General features: G+C 40.1%; 12 protein-coding genes. All 12 read right to left on the reverse strand.

What is annotated here, in order from left to right; translation table 11 throughout:
- Positions 1-84 precede the first annotated feature (84 nt).
- The 12 genes from GSQ74_RS00950 to GSQ74_RS01005 all read right to left on the reverse strand — a co-directional run bounded on the left by GSQ74_RS00950 (position 85) and on the right by GSQ74_RS01005 (position 23,788).
- Positions 85-2,064, reverse strand: coding sequence for an alpha-L-arabinofuranosidase C-terminal domain-containing protein (locus tag GSQ74_RS00950; protein ID WP_158989125.1), 1,980 nt, complete (start codon positions 2,062-2,064; stop codon positions 85-87).
- A 153-nt stretch (positions 2,065-2,217) separates the two neighbouring features.
- Positions 2,218-3,582 carry an alpha-L-fucosidase gene (locus GSQ74_RS00955; protein ID WP_158989127.1) on the reverse strand — a complete coding sequence of 455 codons (1,365 nt, stop codon included), beginning with the start codon at positions 3,580-3,582 and terminating at the stop codon, positions 2,218-2,220.
- A 50-nt stretch (positions 3,583-3,632) separates the two neighbouring features.
- Positions 3,633-6,089, reverse strand: a complete 2,457-nt coding sequence (locus GSQ74_RS00960; RefSeq protein ID WP_158989129.1) for a sugar-binding domain-containing protein — start codon at positions 6,087-6,089, stop codon at positions 3,633-3,635.
- A 21-nt stretch (positions 6,090-6,110) separates the two neighbouring features.
- Positions 6,111-8,099 (reverse strand): alpha-L-arabinofuranosidase C-terminal domain-containing protein, encoded by a 1,989-nt coding sequence (locus GSQ74_RS00965; RefSeq protein ID WP_158989131.1) that lies wholly within the window; start codon positions 8,097-8,099, stop codon positions 6,111-6,113.
- Between the two features lie 48 nt (positions 8,100-8,147).
- A complete protein-coding gene (locus GSQ74_RS00970; RefSeq protein WP_158989133.1) occupies positions 8,148-9,170 on the reverse strand; it encodes a family 43 glycosylhydrolase in 1,023 nt (340 codons plus the stop codon).
- Between the two features lie 97 nt (positions 9,171-9,267).
- Complete coding sequence (locus GSQ74_RS00975; RefSeq protein ID WP_158989185.1) at positions 9,268-10,263, reverse strand: glycoside hydrolase family 43 protein; 996 nt, start codon at positions 10,261-10,263, stop codon at positions 9,268-9,270.
- Positions 10,264-10,456: 193 nt separating this feature from the next.
- The gene (locus GSQ74_RS00980) at positions 10,457-10,792 is read right to left on the reverse strand and encodes a hypothetical protein (RefSeq protein ID WP_158989135.1); all 336 of its coding nucleotides are present in this window, start codon (positions 10,790-10,792) and stop codon (positions 10,457-10,459) included.
- Positions 10,793-10,840: 48 nt separating this feature from the next.
- Positions 10,841-12,292, reverse strand: coding sequence for a RagB/SusD family nutrient uptake outer membrane protein (locus tag GSQ74_RS00985; RefSeq protein ID WP_158989137.1), 1,452 nt, complete (start codon positions 12,290-12,292; stop codon positions 10,841-10,843).
- Between the two features lie 13 nt (positions 12,293-12,305).
- On the reverse strand, positions 12,306-15,416 hold the full coding sequence (locus GSQ74_RS00990) for a TonB-dependent receptor (protein ID WP_158989139.1): 3,111 nt from the start codon (positions 15,414-15,416) through the stop codon (positions 12,306-12,308).
- Between the two features lie 206 nt (positions 15,417-15,622).
- Complete coding sequence (locus GSQ74_RS00995) at positions 15,623-19,801, reverse strand: two-component regulator propeller domain-containing protein (RefSeq protein ID WP_216846646.1); 4,179 nt, start codon at positions 19,799-19,801, stop codon at positions 15,623-15,625.
- Positions 19,802-19,949: 148 nt separating this feature from the next.
- Positions 19,950-21,656: a beta-xylosidase gene (locus GSQ74_RS01000; RefSeq protein ID WP_158989143.1), complete on the reverse strand. Its 1,707-nt coding sequence runs from the start codon at positions 21,654-21,656 to the stop codon at positions 19,950-19,952.
- A 2-nt stretch (positions 21,657-21,658) separates the two neighbouring features.
- On the reverse strand, positions 21,659-23,788 hold the full coding sequence (locus GSQ74_RS01005) for a family 43 glycosylhydrolase (RefSeq protein ID WP_158989145.1): 2,130 nt from the start codon (positions 23,786-23,788) through the stop codon (positions 21,659-21,661).
- Positions 23,789-23,999 lie beyond the last annotated feature (211 nt).

Raw genomic sequence — 23,999 nt, forward strand, 5'->3', positions numbered from 1 at the left:
TTTTAAGCTCCTGGCTATAAACTAATACATGGTTCAAACACAAGAAAACCACCAGCGCAATAATTTTTCATCAAGAGTATTAGTCTAATTGCTCAGTTTAACCTTAATAATATTAAGAGAATACCGTTTTACTACTAGGTTGATATTATTACCGTTTGTTGTAATAGTTTGTTCTTTAGGGAAAATAGCTGCGGGTTTATCAAAAGAATTTACCTCATCCAGGTTATCGCTCTGTAAAGTTGTAAGAGTTCCGGTAGGTTTAATCTGTTTAAAGCCTTTAACATTAAAGCTTATATTTTGGCTTTCTTTAGATGTATTTACAAACTTAATGATCAGCTCATTGGTTTTTTTATCAATTACCGCCGTCGCATAAGCTCCGTTTTGCCCGGTAACAGCTGCATTATCTAAAGTTAACGGTACAACATCAGTCCCTTTATTAAGCGAATACAGTTTTTGCACATAATAATTAGGCGTTTCGTATGAGTCCAGGTTATTAAACCATATCAGGTCGGGAGTCCATTGCCAGCCATCTACCTGAGCAAATAAAGGGGCATACGAAGCCATCTTTACTATATCGGCATTACGCTCTAAGCCAGTCATAAAAGCCGCTTCAGACATTGCACAATCCCAGTTATTTTTATTATCGGGGCTAGCAATCCCTACACTTTGAGCCGCATATTCGCCGGCAAATATTTTCGGGCCTTTCCTGTCGTAGTTATCGTAACGTTTCACATTATCTAAAAACCATTGGGGCGCACGGTAATAATGCTCATCGAGTATATCTGCATGTAATCCCCTGAATGTGGTATTTAAAAAATCAAACTTCGGGCCATCCGGATCAGGACCTACACTTGATACCAATTTCATATAAGGGTATTTATCTTTTATGGCTTTTACAAAAATCTTCCAACGTGGTATATATTCATCCCCCCATTGCTCATTACCAACACCCATCATTTTTAAATTAAATGGTGCCGGATGGCCTAATTTTGCTCGCAGATTACCCCATTTGGTATCTGTTGATCCATTGGCAAATTCAATCAGATCAAGAGCATCCTGAACATAGGGATCTAATTGATCTAACGGAACTAATTGGCCGGTATTAAACTGGCAGGCCATACCACAATTTAGTATAGGCAAAGGCTCGGCACCAATGTCTTCGGCCAATTGAAAATACTCTAAAAAGCCCAAACCGAAACTTTGATAATAATCTGGCGTTGAACGGCTCTTAAATTCCGTATTCCAGCGATTGATGATACTTTCGCGTTTGTCAATATCGCCAATGGTTTTTTTCCATTGATAACGATTTGCCAAATCACGTCCTTCTACAATACACCCACCCGGGAAACGCAGAAAACCTGGTTTCATATCAGCCAGTTTCTGCACCATATCAGCACGCAAACCATTTGGCCTGTTTTTCCAGGTATGTTGCGGGAATAGTGAAACCATATCCAGATCAATCGAACCGGTATTTTGCGCCCATAAATTTAAATGTGCCCTATTAACCGTACCGTTGGATTGAAACTTCACTTCGTATTTTTTCCAGTCGGATGCATCAGGGCTTAATGTAGCTGTACCCAATACTGCTCCATTTTCATCAACCAATTCAACATACAATTTTATTTTGCTACCGGCATGTTGTCGCGCCAGGACAGAAAACTTATAATCTTCGCCTTTTTTAATCCCCATTCCTCTAAAACCTTCATTAGACAGGCCGTAATACCCCTCATCTGATTTTACATTAAGCGTAATAAAATGCGGGTTTTCCGGGCGTTCGGCAGCTCTGTTTATTACCTGTACATCGCCACTACCATTATCTTTTTTTATTTCAGTCCAACCCATTAGATTCGGAATAAACTCAAAAGATCTGTTCTTCACCAACTCGGCATATAAACCACCATCGGCAGCCATATTTATATCTTCAAAAAATATCCCATACATGGTAGGCTGAACATGTGCCTTTACAAGGCTGGTATTAATAACATAAGTTTTCTCGATTTTTTGTTGAGCCGTAGCCGACAAACAAGCACCAATAGCACATACTGCTAAGAAATATTCTTTCATTCGTAGAGATTTAAAAAATGATATATATGTATTTTTTTTAAGTTAACTACTTGTCGTGAACCGTTATAGTAAACAATGATTTTCGGATTACTAACGCTCCCTTTTATAGATCCGAATTTCCAGCGTTTTCATCGCTAGCTGACCTGTATACCATCAATTTGTACACGTCAAAACAATGGTAGTAACTGCCGGTTCCAGGTGTGTTTTCTGAATCCCAATATTGATGCCATTACGATCCTGGCTAAACGGTAAATCCTGACCATTTATTAAACGGCATGATTGTATTTGCCGGTCAAATTTGGGCAGGTGTAATTCATTGGTGACCTTGTTTGAATTTATCAGGTGAATATACACCTTGTTACCCTTATGCGTACTCCCATACAAACTGTCCACAGGTTGGAAAGGCCCTGCCCGGGTACCATAAATACTTTCGCCATTTTTATCCAACCAACTGCCTACTTCCTTTAAGCGAGCCACGTGGGTTTGCGGGATAACGCCATCAGGATCAGGACCTACATTTAGTAGCATGTTGCCGCCCCTGTCTACAACGTTAACCAGCATCTGAAGTATACCCGCCAGCGACATTAAATGCTGCGTTTTATTATATCCCCAGCTGGCACCGTTCAGGTTCAAACATTTTTCCCATGGAAATTCTAAGATTGGCCCCTTTACTTCGGCATCGCCCTCATTAACCTGAAAATCACCAAACATACCTGATCGTGGATTGATCACAATGTTTGGTTGGTAATTGCGAACTATTGTATTTAGTTTTAATGGCTCCCAAAACCAGGCTGCATCCTCATCTGTTCCTTTATGAGAAAGCCATCCGCCATCGTACCATAAAATATCAATTTTACCATAATTTTTCATTAGCTCCGCTACTTGTCCGTATGCCTGCTGTTTCATTAGCGCGGCATTTTCAGCTTGCCCTTTTGGGTCGAAATAACCTGGGAAGCGCCAGTCCATCGGCGAATAATAAATACCCACCCGTAGGCCCGCTTTGCGGCATGCGGCTGTATATTGAGCAACAAAATCTGTATGTGCTGCTGTTTCCATACTATTAAAGTGATGATAGCTGGAAGGGCTGTTCCACATAGCAAAACCATCATGATGCCTGGCAACCATTACCATATATTTCATACCGGCAGCTTTCGCTATTGCCGCCCATCGATTAGCGTTGAAATAACGTGGTTTGAACTGATCAGCCAGCTTTGCATATTCATCCGGAGACATCTTTTTATTAAACATGGTCCATTCGCCTGTAGCCGGTATGGCATAAAGGCCCCAATGGATGAACATCCCGAATTTGGCATCTTCCCACCATTGCATTTTTTCTGGCGACAGATTAAGCCCGGGCCCTGTGACGCCTCTTATACCGCCCTTAAAAGCGGAATTACTCTTTTCCATTGATTTTAATTCATCCTTACCCATCTGCTGGGCATGAACGTTAAGTGAAATTAATGTAGAAATAAATATTATTATTACCAGTTTGAACGGCATAAGCTTAAATTGAAGCATGATTAATTTGTTGATTTTATTAAAATCCGGCAAGGGAAAAGACACGATCGTCATTTTACAATTCCGGATGCATTAATTCTTATTTTCTTAGATTTAAGACCGGAAGATTGAAAAACCAATTGGATAGGCCTATGCTCATCCACTACTTTTATATAGGCTAATAATTTTCCGTTGAGTGCTTTACGGTTATCAGCCTGGTAATCTTCATGACTAGTTAAACTACCACTTTCTAAGCCTAATAATCTCCCATTTTCTTGTATTTTGATTTTGATTAGATTGTCAGCGTTACTAACAAGCACGCCATTCTTATCAACTACCTTTATTACTATTTGAAGCGGATCGTGCTGTAGTTTATCCGGAGTTACGTCTGTATCTACAATAAGCCCATAAGGTACGCCAGCTGTTTTTAAGGTATAGTTGATCTCATTTCCACCACCTACATATGCTTTCACCATTAACGTACCTGGTTGATAAACCACATCCCAATAGATAACCCTATCAGCAAATTGAGATAACTGCTTTTTACCTAACGAATGTCCGTTTAGAAACAACTCTCCCTCTTTGCAGTTGGTAAAGCAATATATCCGAACACTATCACCGGCGCTATAATTCCAGGCAGGCAAAGACTCAAATAAATATGCTTGTTTAGATTTTTGCGTGCTATTTGGGATTTTAGAAGTACTCAGGAATACCATAGGTTTCTCCGACCACAAGCTTTGCCTGAAATAATACATCGGCTTAGGAAATCCGGCCAGGTCTATCAACCCCTGACCATTACTTCGTGCAGGCCAGCTGTTTGCTTCTCCCATATAATCAACCCCTGTCCATAAAAATTGGCCAGCGATATATTTATTAGTATCAACGGCTTTCCATGCCTCCAGCGACATACCGTTTTCGCTCCCATATATCACCCGTTTAGGGTATTTTTGATGATCTGCGCTATAGCGATATTCCTGATAGTTATACCCTACGATATCCAGGTTTCCCGGGTATGTAGTTTTGTTGGACATCACTACGCCAGCCAATGCAGCTGTAACCGGACGGGAAACATCGTATTGTTTTAGTACGAGAACAAGTTGCCTGGAAAGCTCACCGAGCCTGCTTGCCGGAGGATGATCCTTCAAATACCCCCTCTTATAGATTTGCGGGTTACTACCGGCATTCAAAACGGTATCCGTATAAGGATCATTTGGGTAATCGATCTCGTTACCAATACTCCACATCACAATCGAGGGGTGATTACGATCGCGACGCACCATATCTTTCAAATCTTTATCGGCCCACTCCTTAAAATACTGGTGATAGCCGTCAGTTCCCGGAGCCCCGACATTATATCCCTGAATCCATTTATTTTTACCAAATTCCCATTCATCGAAGGCTTCATCCATAACCAATATACCCAACTCATCACATAAATCATACAAATAACCAGCATGAGGGTTGTGGCTCATGCGAAGGGCATTGCATCCTGCAGCCTTCAAAATTTTCAAACGCCTGTACCAAACGGCTTCAGGAACAGCAACTCCCAAAGCGCCCGCATCATCGTGAAGACATACACCTTTAAGTTTCATGCTTTGGCCATTTAAAAAAAAACCGTTATCGGGGTCGAATCGAATACTCCTTATGCCAACCTGTTCCCGTAATTCATCTGTTTGCTTGCCGTTAACCGCAAGAGAAACAACGAGGTGATAAAGCTGTGGATGTTCGACAGACCATAACTGAGGATCTTTTACAGTTAAAGTCATTTTAGAAACAGCGGTGTCTTTCTTATTAACTAACAGATTGGCATGTACCTGACTAACCGTCTCCCCTTTCCCGTTGATTAGCGAACAGTGAACAGTAACATGCTTATTGATATTGTTGTTATTAATGACAGATACGGCGATATTTGCTTCAGCCTGCTCAGCTGAAACCTTTGGTGTTGTAAACTGAATTCCCCATTGCCCAATATGAAGTGGATCTGAAGTTATCAGGTAAACATTTCGATAAATTCCGGAACCGGTATACCATCTGGAATCGGCAAATTGGGAATGGTCAACTTTTACCGCGATTAGGTTTCTTTGCCCAATTTTCAAATAGGGAGTGAGATCATATTGAAACGATATAAAGCCATTGGGTCTAAATCCTAACAAATGACCGTTGATCCATACAGAGCTATTTTTATAGATCCCATCGAAATAAATGTAGACTTGTTTACTTTTATAACCTGCCGGTACGGTGAAAGACTTCCTATACCATCCAATCCCACCGGGCAAATATGCTGTTGCACTAGCCCATTGTTTGCTAAATGGACCGCGAATACTCCAGTCATGAGGTAGGTTAATATTGTCCCAGTTATCATCAAAAAATCTCACATCCGATGCATCTCTTATATCGCCCTTGTGAAATTTCCAGTTATCATTAAACAAAATAATGTTCGTCCGGGATTGTGCAGTTAAGTTTTCAATATTGCAAAGCGATAATAACAGGCAGAGACCAAAGTAAATAAGGCTATTTTTTAGCATCATCTTTTTTTATTTTCAGTTGGTTTAATTGACTTTAGCAGCGAAGCGTATCACTGTTAAAGAATAGGCCGGGGCAGTGAAACTGTCGAGATCGGTTATTTTAATACGGGTATCTATCGGTATGACGGCTTTGGGATGATCTAAAGAATTTTGGTCATTGGGGTTTCCTGTTAACGTCTTTGAAACAATCAAGTTACCGGTCACTTTCAGAGCTGAGAGATTGATCTTTGCAATAGCGGACTGAGGACCAGCATTTACGATTTTTAATATAATATCACCTGTTTTGCTGTCTCTCACACATGATGAGGCTAGTGTGGAATCTTTGCTTAATTTGTCACGTTCAAATGAAATAATATCAGGAATGTAGGTATCACCTTCGTTAACAGAAAACAATTGCTGCACATAATAATTCGCTGTACGAACCAAAGTATCGTTATTAAAATAAATAAGGTTTGGGTTCCACGAAGTATGGTTAACATTGGCCAGTAATGGCGCATAGGAAGCCATTTTCACAATATCTCCGTTTCGTTCCAAACTGGTCATAAAGGCGGCTTCCGATAAGGCGTTAATCAGTTTATTACCTTGAGAAGCATATTCGCCAATATATATACCCGACCGTGATCGGCTATAATTGTCATAGCGATGATTGTTATCGAGAAACCATCGCGGTGTTTCATAGAAATGTTCATCGACAATGGGAACAGATAGTCTATCTGCGAAGTTCCATCCAAGGTCATAATCTTCTCCACTAGGAGAAGGCCCGACTGTTCCGACTATAGTTATCTCGGGATGTTTTGCCCGTACTGCCTCATAGATCATCTTAAAACGGCTTCTAAATGTGTCAGTTTGTTTGTCCTCATTTCCGATCCCAATATATTGAAGGTGAAAAGGTTTTGGATGCCCCGCTGCAGCACGTTTAGCCCCCCAAGTGGAGTTAGCCGGCCCGTTTGCATATTCTATTAGGTCCAAAATATCTTGTATATAACTTTTCATTTGCGTAAATGGAAGTGCCTTTTGACCGGTGCTTCCAATTTGCCAGGTTCCACCAGAATTTTGACAACTTACACCAGCGGCGATCACCGGCAATGGCTTCGCTCCAATATCTTCGCAAAACCTGAAATATTCATAAAACCCCAGCCCGACGCTTTGATGATAAGACCATATATTACGTTGTTGTATTCGGTTTTCAACCGGGCCTATCGTGTTTTTCCAACGGTAGATATTATTTACTCCGTCGCCATGAACCAGGCATCCCCCTGGGAAGCGCATAAATTTGGGCTTAATATCGGCAATTGCCTGCGCCAGGTCAGCTCTGAGGCCGTTATGCTCATTTTTAAAAGTTTGCTGCGGAAAGAGAGAGATTTCATCGAGTGCCAGTATAGATTTTTGTGTCGCGACAACAGTCAGCATCGCGGAATCGGTATTGGATGTGGCCTGTATACTTCCGGCATATTTGTGCCATCCCTTTCCATTTGTTTTAAATTTAAAAACGCCATAAATTTCACCTTCTTTTCCACATAGTTTCGCCTCAACCGGAATAGATTTTAAGGATAGTTGGTTAACGTATATAGAAAAGTTATAAAGCTCACCTTTTTTAAGCCTTATACCATCGTATCCAAGATTAGTAATGCCGACCCCATTTTGTCCGGGGTCATCTATATCTAAAACCACATAGTGGGGGTTATTCGGATTAATCGGATGGCTTGTTTCGACGGATATCGTCCCATAGCCAAATCCTTTGGTTGTATATTCCCAATCAGTGAGCGAGTTCCATCCTTTTCGGTCACTCGCGCTGTATTCAAAGGAACGATTTTGAATCAATTCCGCATAAAGTCCGCCATCAGCGGCATAGCTGAGGTCTTCAAAGAAAACACCAAAAAGGTCATCACTAATCTGCTTAGTAGGATATGAAAAAGACTTTATCCCTACGGCATGACCGGTACGCGTCTGAGACTGGGCAAATCCCGGAAAAAGCAACAATAAGAAGACCGTCCTTTTAAATATGTTTTTCATTATTAGCATTTGGTAAAATTTGTATAATGTCTGATGGCAAACCTCGCGTCAGGGAATTAGATTTATCAATGTTGGCTGATCTCTGTCACAATAAAGCGTTCCATTTTTTTCCATTAGTTCGGCAACCTGTATGCTGCTCCGTTGCCGATCATATTGACTTCCTTTTGGTGCCAATGCAGATCTCCCCGGTTGAGTGAAATAGAAGAGATAAGCTTTGCCGTTGCTACTGACAACAACGTCGCAATGATCACCCGCTGCCCCATCGTCCTTTCCCTTTCCCGGTGTTTCTACTAAATTTCCTTGCTGGCGCTTCCATCGCAATAAATCTTTCGAACTATAAACCGCTAAGCCTTGCCATACATCAGTAATCATCCAGTAAGTGCCTTTCCAATAAAAAGCTTTGGGTCCTTCTCCCGGTTGATCATTAATCGCTTTTTTACCATCTATCCAGGTATACAAGTCAGGGCTGTCGGCATAATAAATCGATTTGTGATCCGGTTCATTATTATACCACATTCGCCATTTACCGTTTGGCAATCTAATAATGCAAGGGTCAATAACATGATCATTTATTAATTTTAGCGTCCCTATGTATTTCCAATTTATAAGGTTTTTACTTGTAAAATGAATAATTAACCTCGGGTGATTCCAGTCTTTAAAAATTCCCGGAACGTAAGTTACATACATGTGGTATAACCCTTTATATGCTATTACCTCCGGTGCCCAAAAAGTATACCCGGTATCGGGCCGGTAAGCAATATCAGCAGTATCCAGGTACTTCCATGTCCGGCCTTGATTGGATGATACTGCTATTCCAATACGGGTGCCATGAACCCAGGCTACCCCTCCTTCCACTGTATCCTTAGCCCTGCGGTTAGTGTAAAACATAAACCACTTCTTTTCACGTTGATTCCAAATTAAAGTAGGATCCGCAGCCCCATCATAAATAGGGTCTCTGAATAGTGGTTTATCAGCGTATTTTACAGGTTGATGTTGTTGCCCATACCCTCGGTACGAACTAATGATAAATGTAAATATTAATAAGTAAAAACAGATAATTTTAAAATTCATCTTAAAATGAGACTTAGATAAGCCTAACATTGTAGAAACGGGCCAACCATATTTTACATTAGTTTTTTTCTACTCTAGTTAGTGAAACAGATCGATATTAGTTATAAATTTCGATTTCGTCTTTTATTATACGGATAGGTAACCAAAGATATTTTGATTCTTCCAGGTTGGTTTTATTCCAAACATCCCCCATAAAGATAAACGAATTCGGTTTATTAGCCACAGGTACCACAAAGCCTCCTTGCGAATAAAAAGATGAATCCGCATTGGGTCCTTTGCAAGGGTTCCCATGTTCTTTCCATGGCCCCATAATATGATCTGCTACCGCATAAGAAGCAGCGTTAGGAGACCATCCTGAGCATCCTGATGTAATTAAATAGTATTTACCGGCATGCTTAAATATAGCGGGGCTCTCCCTCTTTTTGTCGATTAATATCCTGGAATAATGCCGGGTCGGTTTAAGATAATCACTGCTTAGCAGGCAGATCTGCATGGTTTTATTGTCTTCCGAGGAATAAATCAGGTAAGCTTTTCCGTTATCATCCTTAAATAAATTCATGTCTCTGAGCATTTGGTTATTGGGTTTAACGCTTCCGAGATAATGATATGGGCCGTACGGTTTATCGCTAATTGCGACACCACCTCTTGAATATTTATAGTCATTCTTGTCAATGTGCATCCACATTACGAATTTCTTCGTCCGCTCATTATAAATCACCTTGGGGCGTTCAATTACCCTGCTGGTGTCAACGTCGTAAGCAGGGTTATTTGTTGTGGGTTTTAGCGCAACCCCTCTATTTTTCCAATGAATAAGATCAGTAGAAGAATAGCATGAAACACCACCCGCCGGAACCCTGTAATCCTCCCAATGCTGGTCTGGCACCAGCCAGGTCTTCCCTTTTTTAATTTCACCAAAAAGATAATAAACGCCTTTATAATACAGTACACCTGCTCCATGGGCATTTACCGGCTTCCCATCCTCATCCAAAATAGTTTTACCATTTGAGACCGTATCTACCGGATTTTTAATAGATTTTGAATAAGATAACTGGCATAAGGTAATCGTTAGTGCAAGCGTCAATAAATATTTCATATTTGTGTAGTTCATGGTTTTCTTTTATTTCATTGGTATCGATCAATAGCACCCCAGCTATTGCATAGCGGCAATTGACGCTCTTTTGCAGATTAAGCTATTAATTTGAATCGCTAATAGCCGTTTCTTTACTTAAAAAACCTACCGGCAAGTTTCATCATTACCGATAGGATCTCTTTTCGTTTCAGCATAATTATTGCAGTGCCACTTTGGCCGACTGAAAGTCCGGAACTGCTTTCAACGCTGCATTAAAATCTTGCTCAGCAGTAATCTTTTCTCCTAACCCGACATGACATAGTTCTATCAAATAACAGGACGTGACTTGCTTTACTTGTTCGCATTTTGCAGCGGATGTTTGTGCATTATCCGTTATTCTGCTAACGAGTTGTTTAAGTAATCTTGGCAGATGGGTATGGACGAGCTTGTCTACATTTTTGATGCTAACAGGCAATTGCCCTGATGCCAGGTATGTAAATACCAGCATCAGGGACACAATCACCTTTTTAATAAATGTTGTTTTTCGATTCATTTAAAAACAACTTAGTTTAATTCCCCAAAATCAAATATTTGCACTGATTTACAAGTTTGGATCTAATTGTACTTCAGAGGCTGGGATTGGCAAATAATACTGAGGCGTACCAATCACCGGGTTCTCAGAAGAATCTCTACTTGCAATAATCTGAGGCAATATCTGGAGACGGGTAATGTCAAACCAGCGTGTATATTCGCCGGCGAATTCCCATGATCTCTCATTGATAACCGCATTAATAAAATCGGAGCTTGATAATCCGCTCAATGGTGCCAAACCGGCCCTGGAACGGACAGCATTAATGCAGGCATAAGCCTGGGCATTAACTGTTCCGCTTCTGGCCTGTGCCTCTGCATAAATTAATAGTACATGGGCATAACGAATCAAAGGTACGGTTGCACTGCCCGCATTATTAAGGCCATCTTCAACTGGTGCACGGAATTTTTGAAAATAAGGGTGTTTTACAGCGTCACTTTGCCAAGGTTCAGTAGTTCCATTTGCCAGTTTTATCACCGTATGGAATGTAACATCTTTCCTGATGCCTGCAGGGAAGTTATTAAAGAAGTTTATTTCTGTGAAATAATCATCCCAACCATTTTCTTCGCCCGGTGTCGGAGAATTTCCGAACAATACATTGCCATTAAACCAGTTACATGTACCACAATTATGGATTGCAAATACCTCTTCGGATGTTGCCACTCCTTCCTTGGTTTCTAGCCAAAGTGTAGGCAGGTCAGCCACCAGGTCAAAACCATAAGCAGTTTTATTATTAATTACATCCAGCGCCTGGGTTGCTGCCAATGCATATTTACTGTTATCATTGATGGGCCATCCACCCTCTGTTAAATAAACATCTGCCAACAATGCTGATGCAGATCCTTTCGATGCCCGTCCGTCGGCCAATTTCACGTCGCCCATTAGTTTAATTGCATTGCCAAGATCGCTTTCAATTAATTTATAGACATCAGCTGGTTGCGTTACTGTTGTTTTTAAAACATCCGCTGAATATACTGCGGAAGTGATAAGAGGAATCGGGCCCCATAACCTAACCAGCCAATAGTAATTAAATGCGCGTAAAAAATAAGCCTCCCCAAGAATTTGGTTAATGGTGTCCGCGCTTCCTACGGTAGATGTATAATTGCTGATGATATTATTAGCACCTTGTATTGATTTATAACAACCGTTCCAAATAGTGGGCATCCTATCATTAAGATTCGACACATGATACTGGTCGAATTCCCTTAAGTCGGCTTTATTACTTGCAGGATGCGTGGTTAAGTCGTCCGATCCCATCAGAACCGCAACTACTGCAGCGTTATTAAAACCTGTAACATAAGAAACTGAAAGCGGCTTATAAGCCCCAACAAGCGCCGCGTTTAAGCCATCAACCGTTTTCAACGCCACATCGCCAACCACCTGGCCCGATGGATTTTCCACCAACGCTTTTTTGCAGCCGATCACAGATAGGCTTGCTAAAATAAGAATGAGAATCTTTTTCATATATTTTATATTATTAAAATTTCGCAATTAATCCAATGTTATAAGTCTTGGAGTTTGGATAGGATCCCAAATCAATACTTTGTGCAACATCAGAAGTTGACAATGCGTTGGTTGATTCCGGATCTATACCTTTATATTGGGTAATAGTGAATAAATTGGTAGCTCCTATAAATACTTTCACATCAACCTTTTTAATGGTGTTGGTTGGCAGGTGATACGAAAAGTTGACATTTTTCAATCTCGCGAAACTGCCATTTTCTAAAAAGCGGCTTGATTCAAAATAATCAATATTCGTTGAGCTGAAAGCGGGTATATTGGACGTTTCATTTACACCCGGAATATATCGCTGCAAAACAGCAGCATTTGTTGCTTGTTTAGCATCAGCATTCGCCGTAATAGAACTCGCATAAGCATAATCAAGCTTATCGAAGCCTAATAATGACTGGATAAATACATTCAGCGAGAAATTACCATAAGTAAAGGTATTGTTCCACCCAAGTGATTTGGTTGGGTTTCCGTTCCCTATGATCTGGAAATCGCTGCCATTTATCGCGCCATCACCATTTAGATCCTGGTAATGTGAATCTCCTGGTTTTTCACCATATTTAGCGGCCTCAGCAGCCTGATCGGGTTTCCAGGTACCTAAATATTTTAAGCCCCAGTAAGATCCTAGCGCATATCCCGGCTTAATAATAAATTCAGATTGTGTAGAAAGACCTGCTCCAGCATTTCCGGTAATAGAATTAGAGAAAATACTTGATAGGTTTCCAATATTCACTACCCTGTTCTTCATGAAGGATATATTAAATGAACTCGCCCAGGTGAATTTTCCGGAATGAACAGGGATACCACCAATATTAAATTCAATACCGCTGTTTTTCATCTTTCCAGCATTGCTGATAATACTGCCTCCTCCGTCAAACGCAGGTAATGGCAGGGAAAGCAATAAGTCTCTGGTATTTTTAATATACCCATCTGCAGTAAAATTCAATCTGTTGTTAAACATTGCAACATCTAAGCCCAAATCTTCGGCTTGTGTTGTTTCCCATTTTAGGGCAGGATTGGCTGCGTTTCCAAGTACTATACCAGAAGTTACAGAATTATTATTTAAGCTGGCCGCTCCATCAAAAGCGTCAGTAAGATAGGTAGCAAGTGTAGCATACGGATTAATTGCCTGGCTGCCTGTTAAACCCCAGCTGCCGCGCAGTTTTAACTGATCAAATAAATTCAGGTTTTTTATAAAAGGTTCTTCAGATAACCTCCAACCTAAAGCTACCGACGGGAAAGTACTTTCCTGGTTCTCTGGGGCAAATTTTGAAGAACCGTCACGTCGTATAGAAACCGTTAACAAATATTTGTCTTTATAGGCATAATTGATACGACCTAATAGCGAGACCAACGCAGATTCAGAATAAGATGAACCTATAGATTGGTTAGAGGATAAACCGAGGTTATCATATCCCAGGTTCGGAAAGGTTAGGTCATTTGCATTTGCATTGAACATTGTTGTGGTATACTTTTCCTGTTCAAATACCGCGGTAACATTCAAACTGTGCACACCATTAAAAATGTGAGAGTAGTTTAAAGTATTTGTATTTTGCAAATTGATCATTTCCTCAGATGTGCGGCTTGCGCTGGCAATATCATTGGGAACCGAAGCGTCTCCAGCATAATTTTCACCTTGAATATTGGAATAATCAACACCAAAAGTCACATCCAACGAAAGATCTTTAAAGAAATGATAATTACCGCCAGCGTTCAAGGTCATATTGGTAGTGTTCAACAGACTGTTACTGTCATAGGCAGTGGCAACCGGGTTACCATAAATGGAACTGGTTGGATCAACTGCAGTATAGTTGCCCTGGCTATCTCTGAGTGGCGTTGTTGGTGCCCATGACAATGCCTGGTTCGCCGGGCTGCCAATCCCTTCCTGGGTATTGTTTAACGCTTCTCTGCGAACCGCAGAAATGTTCACCCGGGTAGTAAGTTTATCCGAAATTTGTGAATTGACATTAGACCTGATTGCATAGCGTTTGTAACCTGAATTAATGATGATACCGTCCTGATCTAAATAGTCGGCAGACATAAAATAAGAGGTTATGGGACTACCGCCAGAAAGGCTAAGCTTATATTCTTCAGTAGGTGCAGTACGGTACACCAGGTCCTGCCAGTTGGTACCGCCGGTGGCTGCGTAATTACTTATCTGCGCTGGAGTGAAAGTTGGAGATAAACCTGTAGCCGCATCGCGCTCGTTTACCGTATTAGCAAAAACAGCGGCGCTCATCAGGTCCATTTTTTTCAATACCTGAGATGAGGAAAAAATTGAGGTGACATCAATTTCTGGTTTCTTCGAGTTCCCTTTTTTTGTGGTGATCAAAACAACACCATTTGCGCCCCTGCTGCCATATATAGCGGTGCTGGAAGCGTCCTTCAGAACTTCAATGGAGGCGATATCATCAGGATTCAAATCATTAAAGTCTGCTCCTATAAAACCGTCAATCACATATAGGGGATTATTGTCGCCCAGAATTGAATTTGCTCCTCGTATCCTGATAGAAACATCACCACCTGGCGCTCCGGAATTGTTAACCACCTCTACACCTGCTACCCTACCCTGCAAGGCCTGATCAATCCTGGTTACCGGCTGGTCTTGATAGTCCTTAGGCGATAAACTTGCTAATGATCCGGTAAGATCAGATTTTTTTTGCGTGCCGTAACCTACTACCACTACTTCATTCAAGTCGCGGTTATCGGGAGCTAATGTAATATTAACCGTTGTTCCCCCTGTAGCTGCCACTTCCTGCGCGACATAGCCTAAATAAGAAAAGAGCAAAGTTGATTTAGCGGCGTCTACATTAATAGAAAAATGGCCATCCTTATCGGTAACTACTCCGGTCCCTGTACCTTTCACGGCCACAGTTACCCCGGGAAGGGTTACCCCTTTTTCATCTTTTACGATACCGTTAACTTTGGCGGATTGCGCTTGTGTAATGAACGGGGTGAATGTTAGTAACGCAAAGAACAAGAACAACAAGCCCCCAAACATGGACTGTTGTTTTAATTTTTTAATTCGTTTGAACTTAATGGGTTTTCGTCCATTAGTAAATGGTAAGGTTTTACTCATAATTTGTAATTAGTTTAAATTAATTAATGTTACTAATAAATACGGGATACGCTTTGCCCGCCTTATTTTAATAATTGGTAATACAAATAAATGTATAAATAGAGGTTATTAATGCGCTGTTATTGGTATTAAATGCGCTCAAACAGCTATAAAAAGAGCAAAATATCATCAAAATACACCGTTTGGGAATAGTGCCAGAATTATGCTTATTTTTTGGCTGACTGGATAAATTGAGAAGGCGTTTTTCCAAATTCTTTTCGAAAAGCTTTTTGAAAATAAGACACACTCAAAATGCCAATTCTTTCCACGAGTTCATTTTGGGTCACATCCTCATGTGTCATGATATACGCCGCTTTTTTTAAACGGATCGTTCTGATGAACTCATTAATGGATTGTCCGGAGATGCCTTTAATTTTCTTATATAGTTTTGACCGGCTAGTAAACATGTGGCTGCAGATATAGTCAACATCCAGTTCATGTTTATGGATGTTTTGTTCTATCACGTTAATTAATTTTTCTAAAAACTGTTTGTCCTGATTAGTATGAACCAGATCGGTAGCTTCCGAATAAAAGTCCTCGGTATACCTTTGTTTTAGTTTTCGCTTCTGTTCAAATAAGTTACCAATGGTTAGCAATAATAAGTCTATGCTTACCGGTTTCGCAATGTAGTAATCAGCTCCTGATTCCAGTCCCTCGAGCATGGCTTCAAGAGCGCTCTTGGCTGAAAGGAAAAGAAATGGTATATGGCTTGTCTCAAAAGAAGATTTGATCAGTTGGCACATTTCCACACCATTCATTACCGGCATCATCACATCGCTTATAATCAGATCCGGAATATGATCGACCGCGATATCATAGCCTTCCTTCCCATTGATCGCTTCGTAAACAAAATATTTTTTCTGCAATATTTCCTTTAGGAATCCTCTTAACTCATCATTATCCTCAACGAGTAAAATATGCTGTTTGGTGCAATGGGTATCATTCACCTCCTCCCTTATATTATTTACTATATTGCTGGCATTTAATCCCACTGAATTGTCTAACACTTCGAGTTTGACCGAGGAATTACCATCTTCAGAATGTAGTTTTTCTTCAGGAGAATAATTTTGAGCCCCCAGAGGTAATGCGATAATTATTTCTGTTCCTTTATATCTGTCACTGGAAACATAAATATCGCCACGATGTAGAATAGTAAGGCTTTTAACCAAAGCGAGCCCGACCCCAGATCCGATATGATCATTACTTATGCGGTAATAGCGATCAAATATTTGGCCTATAGAATCTTTAGAAATCCCAATTCCTGTATCAGCAATTCTAAAAAAAGTATAATTTTCCGCTCTTGAGTCGTTTATCAGTTTGAAATCAGTAGAATATAAAGGCATGTAAGTGTCAAAATCAGTAAATGATTCGAGCATTACATTTCCACCTGAGGGGGTGTATTTAAAAGCATTGTTTAATAAGTTAAATAAAATCTTTTCGATAATCTGCATATCCAAATAAGAAGTCGCTTCTTTATCGCCTATTTTCAGAGAGAAACCTATTTGATTGTGCTCCGCCAATGGTTTAAATTCCTCGTAAAGTTTTTCCATAAAGTCGCAAAGTTTGACTTCAGCGACTTGCAAAGGGATAACATTGTCGGCAACCTTACGAAAATTCATTAGTTCATTTATTAAATTAATGAGCCTTTTCGCATTTCGGTGCATAATTTGGAAGGTATGCTGATAAACAGTATTTGCATTTTCCATGAGCAAATTTTCAAGCGGCCCTAATATCAATGTTAGCGGTGTACGAAACTCGTGTGAGATATTTGTGAAAAATTGTAATTGTTGCTGATAAAGCTCCTCCCGCTGAATATGCATCTCTTCTCTTTTTCTTTCTTCGACATCGCGTACTGCCAGTTCTTTCTTTAGCCGGAACCACCTGGCCTGATAAACATAGATGCCAATCAATATGGAAAGGATCAATATCAAATAAATTGCTTTTGCCGGAGAAGATTTCCACCACGGGGCGGTAATTTCTATTTGAAGTACGGCCCTATCCCGGCTCCATATGCCGTCATTGTTGGTTGCTTCAAGAATTAATTTATAATCGCTGTAGTCCAGGTTCGTGTAAGCCGCAGTGGGATTCTTGCCGCTGGTATATTTCCATCCTTTGTCGAAACCCTCCAGCTTATAACGATACTGGCACTTTTCGGAGTTTGCGTAGTGCATCGCGGAAAAAGAGACTACAAAATTATTTTGCAAATAATTCAGGACCAGCCTATGGCTATAAGGAATAGATATTGGAAGTATGTTTTCGGATCCAGTGGATTGACCAATTCGAACATTTTTATTATTAACAATTAAATCAGTAAATATGGGATGCGCCGGTAATCTATTGGGTTTAATACTATCCGGAAAAAAATAATTGGCACCGTTTATCCCACCAAAATATAACCGCCCGTCACTGCCCTTGTAAGACGCTCCGACTTTTAAACTATTGCTTTGTAAGCCGTCATTCTTATCATATCTTGTCAATTGATTTGTTTTAGGATCCAATCGTTCCAATCCATTCCCACCCATCCAAACGTTTCCCTTGTCATCAAGTTCCATCGCTTCCACATCATTAAAAACCCCGTATCTGCTATCATATATTTTAACCGAATACTCATCGTTTTTATCCAGCATCAGATAATCCAGACCACCGCCTATAGTTCCTACCCAAAAAGCACTGTCATTTTTCTTTTGTACAGGAAAGATATAATTGGAGCTTAAGGAATTTGATTTATTGTTTACCTGATAAACGAACTTTTTGACAACTTCACCCAACCGGTTGACGATCAGCCGCTGCAATCCGTTTATACCGGAAACCATTATTTCAGGCCTTTTCTTATCAGTCCAAATTTGGTAGCCCGAGCCTAAACTTTTATAACTAACCTTAAAATTTCCATTCTTATCAGGTATGATATTGCCATATCCGTTATAATAACTGCCAAACCATATATTACCGTAACTGTCTTTGGCTATGCTGGTAACAGCTACCGGAAATTTCTCGTAACCAGGCGGTTTATATAAGCCGCTACGTTGCTTGTTAATAATATCGATTCCTTTATCATTACCGATCCATAAATTTCCTTCTTTATCCAGTTCCAGGGCATCCACCTCATTACTTTTTAGTCTTACCCCTTTCGTTGCCGTATTAAAATGAACGAAGTTTTTTGTTGTGTAGTCGTATTCGTTTAAACCATTGGAATTTGTACCAAGCCAAACAATGTGTCCTGCCTCTTCTAAAATCGACCGGATATGATTACCTGATAAGGTATTTGACATTTCCGGATTACGCTGAAACGTATAAAATTGCTTTGCATTTAAGTCACAATAATCAAGTCCGCCCCCAAAAGTACCTATCCACAAACATTCCGATTTGTCTATAAATAGCTTTTCGAGAAAATTGGTATTGAGGCTATGCGTAAAACTTTGTGAAGTAATGGTTTGCTTCAACCTGAAATCCTTATCCAGCAGGAATAATCCATCATCCGTACAAACCCAATAATCAAGGTTTCTATCTTGTACAATGTCATGAATTGCTGAGCAATCCGGTATAAAACAACGCTGCTGTTGATGTATAACATCAGTTCTGTTTTTTTCAGCCGACCATGTGGTCTCGCTGGTCAGTAAAATGGTCGTGCCTTCTACTGTTATCAGCTGCCCTTTTCGGTTCCGAAAAACTTTGAGTAAGCTATCAGGCTTTTTATCGCTACCAATAAAAAAATGCCTGAACAAATGATTGTGGTCAAGCATCCATAATCCATTATTAGCTGATAACCAGACATTATTGTCACCATCCGCCATCATATCAGTGAAACTGGTCCCTGTAGGATAAGTTAGTGGGGTATCTTCTAATATGGAGCCGTTTACTTTAAATATCCTAAATTTATTTTCGGCAAGGGTTGCCAATAGCCCGCCTTTTAATGCGATCAAACGGGTGTATGTTTTTTTTTCCGTATTATGTTCAGGATTATCAACGTTAGTATATTTTTCTGATTGTGGATCAAAAAATTGTATGCCATCTTCTGAACCCAGCCAAATCCTATCATTCTCATCAAGGCACATGCTGCGGATCCTATTCTTAAATGAATTATTTCGGGGGACAGTTGAATTATAGAAACGCTTGATTTCGTATCCATCATACCGGTCTAAGCCATATAAAGTTGCTATCCATATAAAGCCCAGCTTATCTTGTTTTACTTCTTTTACATCAGTGTGCGACAACCCGTCATCAACTGTCAAATAAGAAAACTTTAAAGAATTTTGTTGTGCACTTACCCTTGAATATATCCCAATAAGAACAACAAACAGAATTGATGTTATTCTGAGAAATTTTATTGGCCCTTTTTTTAAGTTCATTAATAAAATCCTTTATGAATTTGAAATCTTCATCTGCTTTCCGTTTTCTTAAAAAGCTGTTTGGAGACAATAACTTTAGTGAATATATGAACCAAATTAGTAATATTCTATTCCTTTTTTAATATTTAAAAACACCTATCTGAGGCTGTTACCATGCTAATTTTAAAAGAGAGACTCCCTGTCTTTTTAATGAAATATTCATTTCGGCCTTCCCTCCGTGCACCATAACTTTGGTGATTACCCCTTTCTGTTGTAACAGACCCGACTTTTCCAGTTTTGAAATCTGCTTTGCCGAAGGATGCTGCGGCGATCCCATATTTTTCCAAACCTGATATGAATTACTGTAGCGATCGTCGATGCGGTACTCCGTCAACTGTACCGTTTTGACGGGTAGATTGTTAACAACAATTGATATGGGTTGAGGAACCGAAGGAATATCATCATCATGATAGTTCCAAACCATTACAATAACTGAGGCTGCACTTTTGGTTGCCAAAGCGCCTATATCTGATTTTACTCCGCTGGCACTCGAATTTACCATTGATTGAAGATTTGTCATTTGACTACCGGTAACCCCCAACCGGATAGGCCCCATGAGTCCTAACATTCTGAATATATTCAGAACCGGCTTATCTACTCCGTTCGTTGCCAGATCTCTATAACCATAAAACCATGGCTGATTCTCAAATTCAAATGACCAGGAAACGGCACCCATCAGGTTGATTTGCAATGAATCAGCTAGTAAATATTCGCGTGCAAAGGAAGCCGCTGTGTAACTGGAGTAGAGGGTCCCGTTGCGATAGGCATTTTCCGGGCTTGTTGCCATTCCGCATGCAGCGCATCCTTCAGGGTCAGATTCACCGATAACTATTGGAATATATTTAGTTTCAGGATAAGAAGCAACAATTTTAAACCCTGATTCAATATCTTGCAATTGCGGGGCCATGTTCATTCTTACATGGCCATCAACTAATTTTGGCTGACCCTTTGCATGAAAAGAAATGACATCCAGGGGAGACCCTATCTGACCAGTTGCATAATTGGTGCCGTGAATACAATGTTGTATAAAAGCATTCAGAAAATTTACGCCGCCAGGACTCCCGCCCCCTGCAACTTCAGGACCGCCTACTTTTGCTGAAGGCAGAGCCCTTTTAACACCATGAGCAGCGTAATCATAAAGCTTAAAAAATTCATCCCTCGTCCCGGACCAATAACCAATGTTGGGTTCATTCCAGACCTCCCAGTACCAACTTTCAACTTCCTTTTGGCCATACCTTTCTACTGAATGTTTAACCCATTGGTAAACAAGCTCCTCCCATTTATGATAATCTTTTGGCGGATATGTCCAGCCCGTAAAGAGTTCGTTTGACTTACCGGGTTGCCAATTGTGCCTATAGGGTTTGGGATGCGTTGATAAAGCTTCGGGCATAAAACCGATTTGGGCATATGGTTTAATTCCCAGTTTAACATAGACGTCAAAAATACTATCGATGATACGCCAATTATATATAGGATGACCATTCGCATCTTCGGTATAGGCGTTAGTCGACCCCCACTTTAAGGCTGCGGTTCCGTCGCCTGTTGTCAACAAATTATGTACCCGCAGGTGTACCGGTGCAGGACTTAATAAAGCCAGCTCGGAAAGAAGTATTTTCCCGTCCTTCATATAGGTATAGTTTGGTTCATCATGACCGAACCACGCCCAAATAGGGTTCATTGCTCCAACTTCATTATTGTAATCTATCACAATTGATGCACTATCCCGCTTTGCTTTTTCCTGGGCGGTGGACTTCTGCGAAAACATCAGCCCCATGATGGTTAAAGTTATAATTTGCTGTATATATCGACTTTTCATTCTTATTTGAGTTTATTTAGCGTAACGGCCTTTATCCCCACTTTAGTCGGAATGACCTGTTTAATCCGTCCGTCACTTTCAAAGTCCATCTTATCAATACAAACCTCTCGGTTGTATCCAGCTGCGTCTCCCATAAAAATACCATTTGGATAGTTAAACCGATGATAAACTAAATACCACTCGTCTTTTCCAGGCAATTGGAGTACGGCATTATGCCCGGTACCATAAATACCCGCCGCTACATTTTTTTGAATTACAATATTATTATCGGGAATGCTGATTTTCCCAAGCGGTGAATCGGTAATGCCATAACGAACCTTGTAATTCGGGCTTCGCGTATCGTCCTCGGACCATGTGATATAATATTTTCCATTCCGATAAAAAACATAAGTACCTTCACGAAAAGTAGCATCCGGTGTTAAAATGCGGGTCGTTTCGGTTTTAATGGAGATCATATCGTCATTAAGTTCAGCTCCAGCCAAATAACCATTTCCCCAGTACAAATAGCTTTTTCCGGTTTTAGGATCAGAGAAGACATCCGGGTCGATCTGTTGTCCGCCGGTGATGCCTTCGGGACGATGGTCTATCAAAGGTTTACCGGAATCAATAAATGGGCCCAGGGGATCGTCTGCTACAGCGACACCAATTTTTTGCGCGGCAACGAAATAATAGAAGTATTTAAATTTATCATTGATCTTCTTTTCGATGATGCAAGGTGCCCAGGCATTTGTATGCGCCCACGTTACATCTTTATCTAAATCCAATATTTTCCCTTCGTCTTTCCAATCAACCAAGTTAGCTGATGAAAAAACCTTAAAATAAGTTCCGGACCAATTGGTAAAGCCATCACTTGTGGGATAGATATAAAATTTGCCTGTTTTTTGAGCATATAGAATTTCAGGATCGGCATAAAATCCGCTTAGTACCGGATTGTGATCTTCCTGAACGTTAACCTGGTAGGTTTGTGCCAGGTGATTTGTGATGCTGACTTTATATTTAACTGGTCCTTTTGTAAAATTCTGCGGTTTAGCCGGCGATATTTTCACTCCCGGAAATATTAAAAACAAGGGGTTAAAAGAATGAAGCTGCGCGTTTGAATTAACCGGTAAATAAACTTCATGATGAGCTGTATCCAGGGCGATATTCTGCTTCTTTATTGCCCCTGCACTTGCATACGTTATTACATCATCGGTTGTATACCATTTATTTATCAATGCCTGTGCTTCCTTTCCTGTTATGGACATTACTGTGCCATGGCGGGGATGAAAATTCATTGAAACTTCCTGGTCAATTACCGTAAAATTTTTCAGGTCTTTACTTTTGGTAAATTGATATTTACCTTTTTTATAAACATCGTACATCAAAATCCACTCGTCAGAATTATTAAGTTTAAATGTTCCGGACCCTTCTACCGCTTCATCTGTTTTTTGCAGATAATGGTTATCTTCAATGATATAACCAGAGGTAAGCTGAGATGAAATTGCTTGTTTTATACCTGGAAGCTGATCTTCGGTTTTGAAGAACAAATGATATTTCCCGTTTTTAAAGGCTATATCCGCATCTATGCAGGCAAAACCACCCGGGCTGAAGAAGAGTTGCTTGGGAACAGTAATCAGTCCTGAAAAATCTTTGTTTGCATAAGCGTAATAAATTTTATCCGGGCCGTTTCCCTCGCGCATGGACCAATAAACCATATACATTTTCTTATGATTATCATATATTGTTTGTGGTGCCCAAACACGGTTAACCCCTGCGAATTCATGAAATTTATCCGGTATATTTACTATGCTGGTTTTCCAGTTAATCAAATCTTCGGAATGCATAAAAACCATAGCATAATTTGGTCCCCATCCGTTTTTTGCAACTTGCATATCTGTTGCGACCATATAAAAACTGTGGCCATCTGCACCACGTAAAATATGGGGATCACGAACACCACCAGTGGAACTGATCAATGAAGAATTCAAAACAGGATTATTAGCGTTTAATGCCCGAAAATTATAACCATCATTACTAATAGCGAAGCGTATTGCCTCTTCTCCTTTTTCCCCACCTGTGAAGTAAGTAAACAAATAGGCAGTTAAGGTATTTGTTGGTTTAACAGTTTGAGCGTTCCCATTAATAAAAAACATCAAAAGACATGCAGTTATAAGGCCGCTAAAAATTCTAAATACTAGTTTTCCTTTATTCATTTCAATTCTCAAAAAATATAATTCAGCGCGTGGTTTATAGCGATAATCTTCATTCTGATATCAATAAAAAGTACATTTATTTTAACAAGAATAATTTTAAAGTCAATCAAAGCAATAAACCAGGTTATGTGGCATATTAAAGCTCAATAAT

Origin of the sequence: Mucilaginibacter sp. L196 (genome assembly GCF_009765905.1) — a bacterium.
GTDB lineage: Bacteria > Bacteroidota > Bacteroidia > Sphingobacteriales > Sphingobacteriaceae > Mucilaginibacter.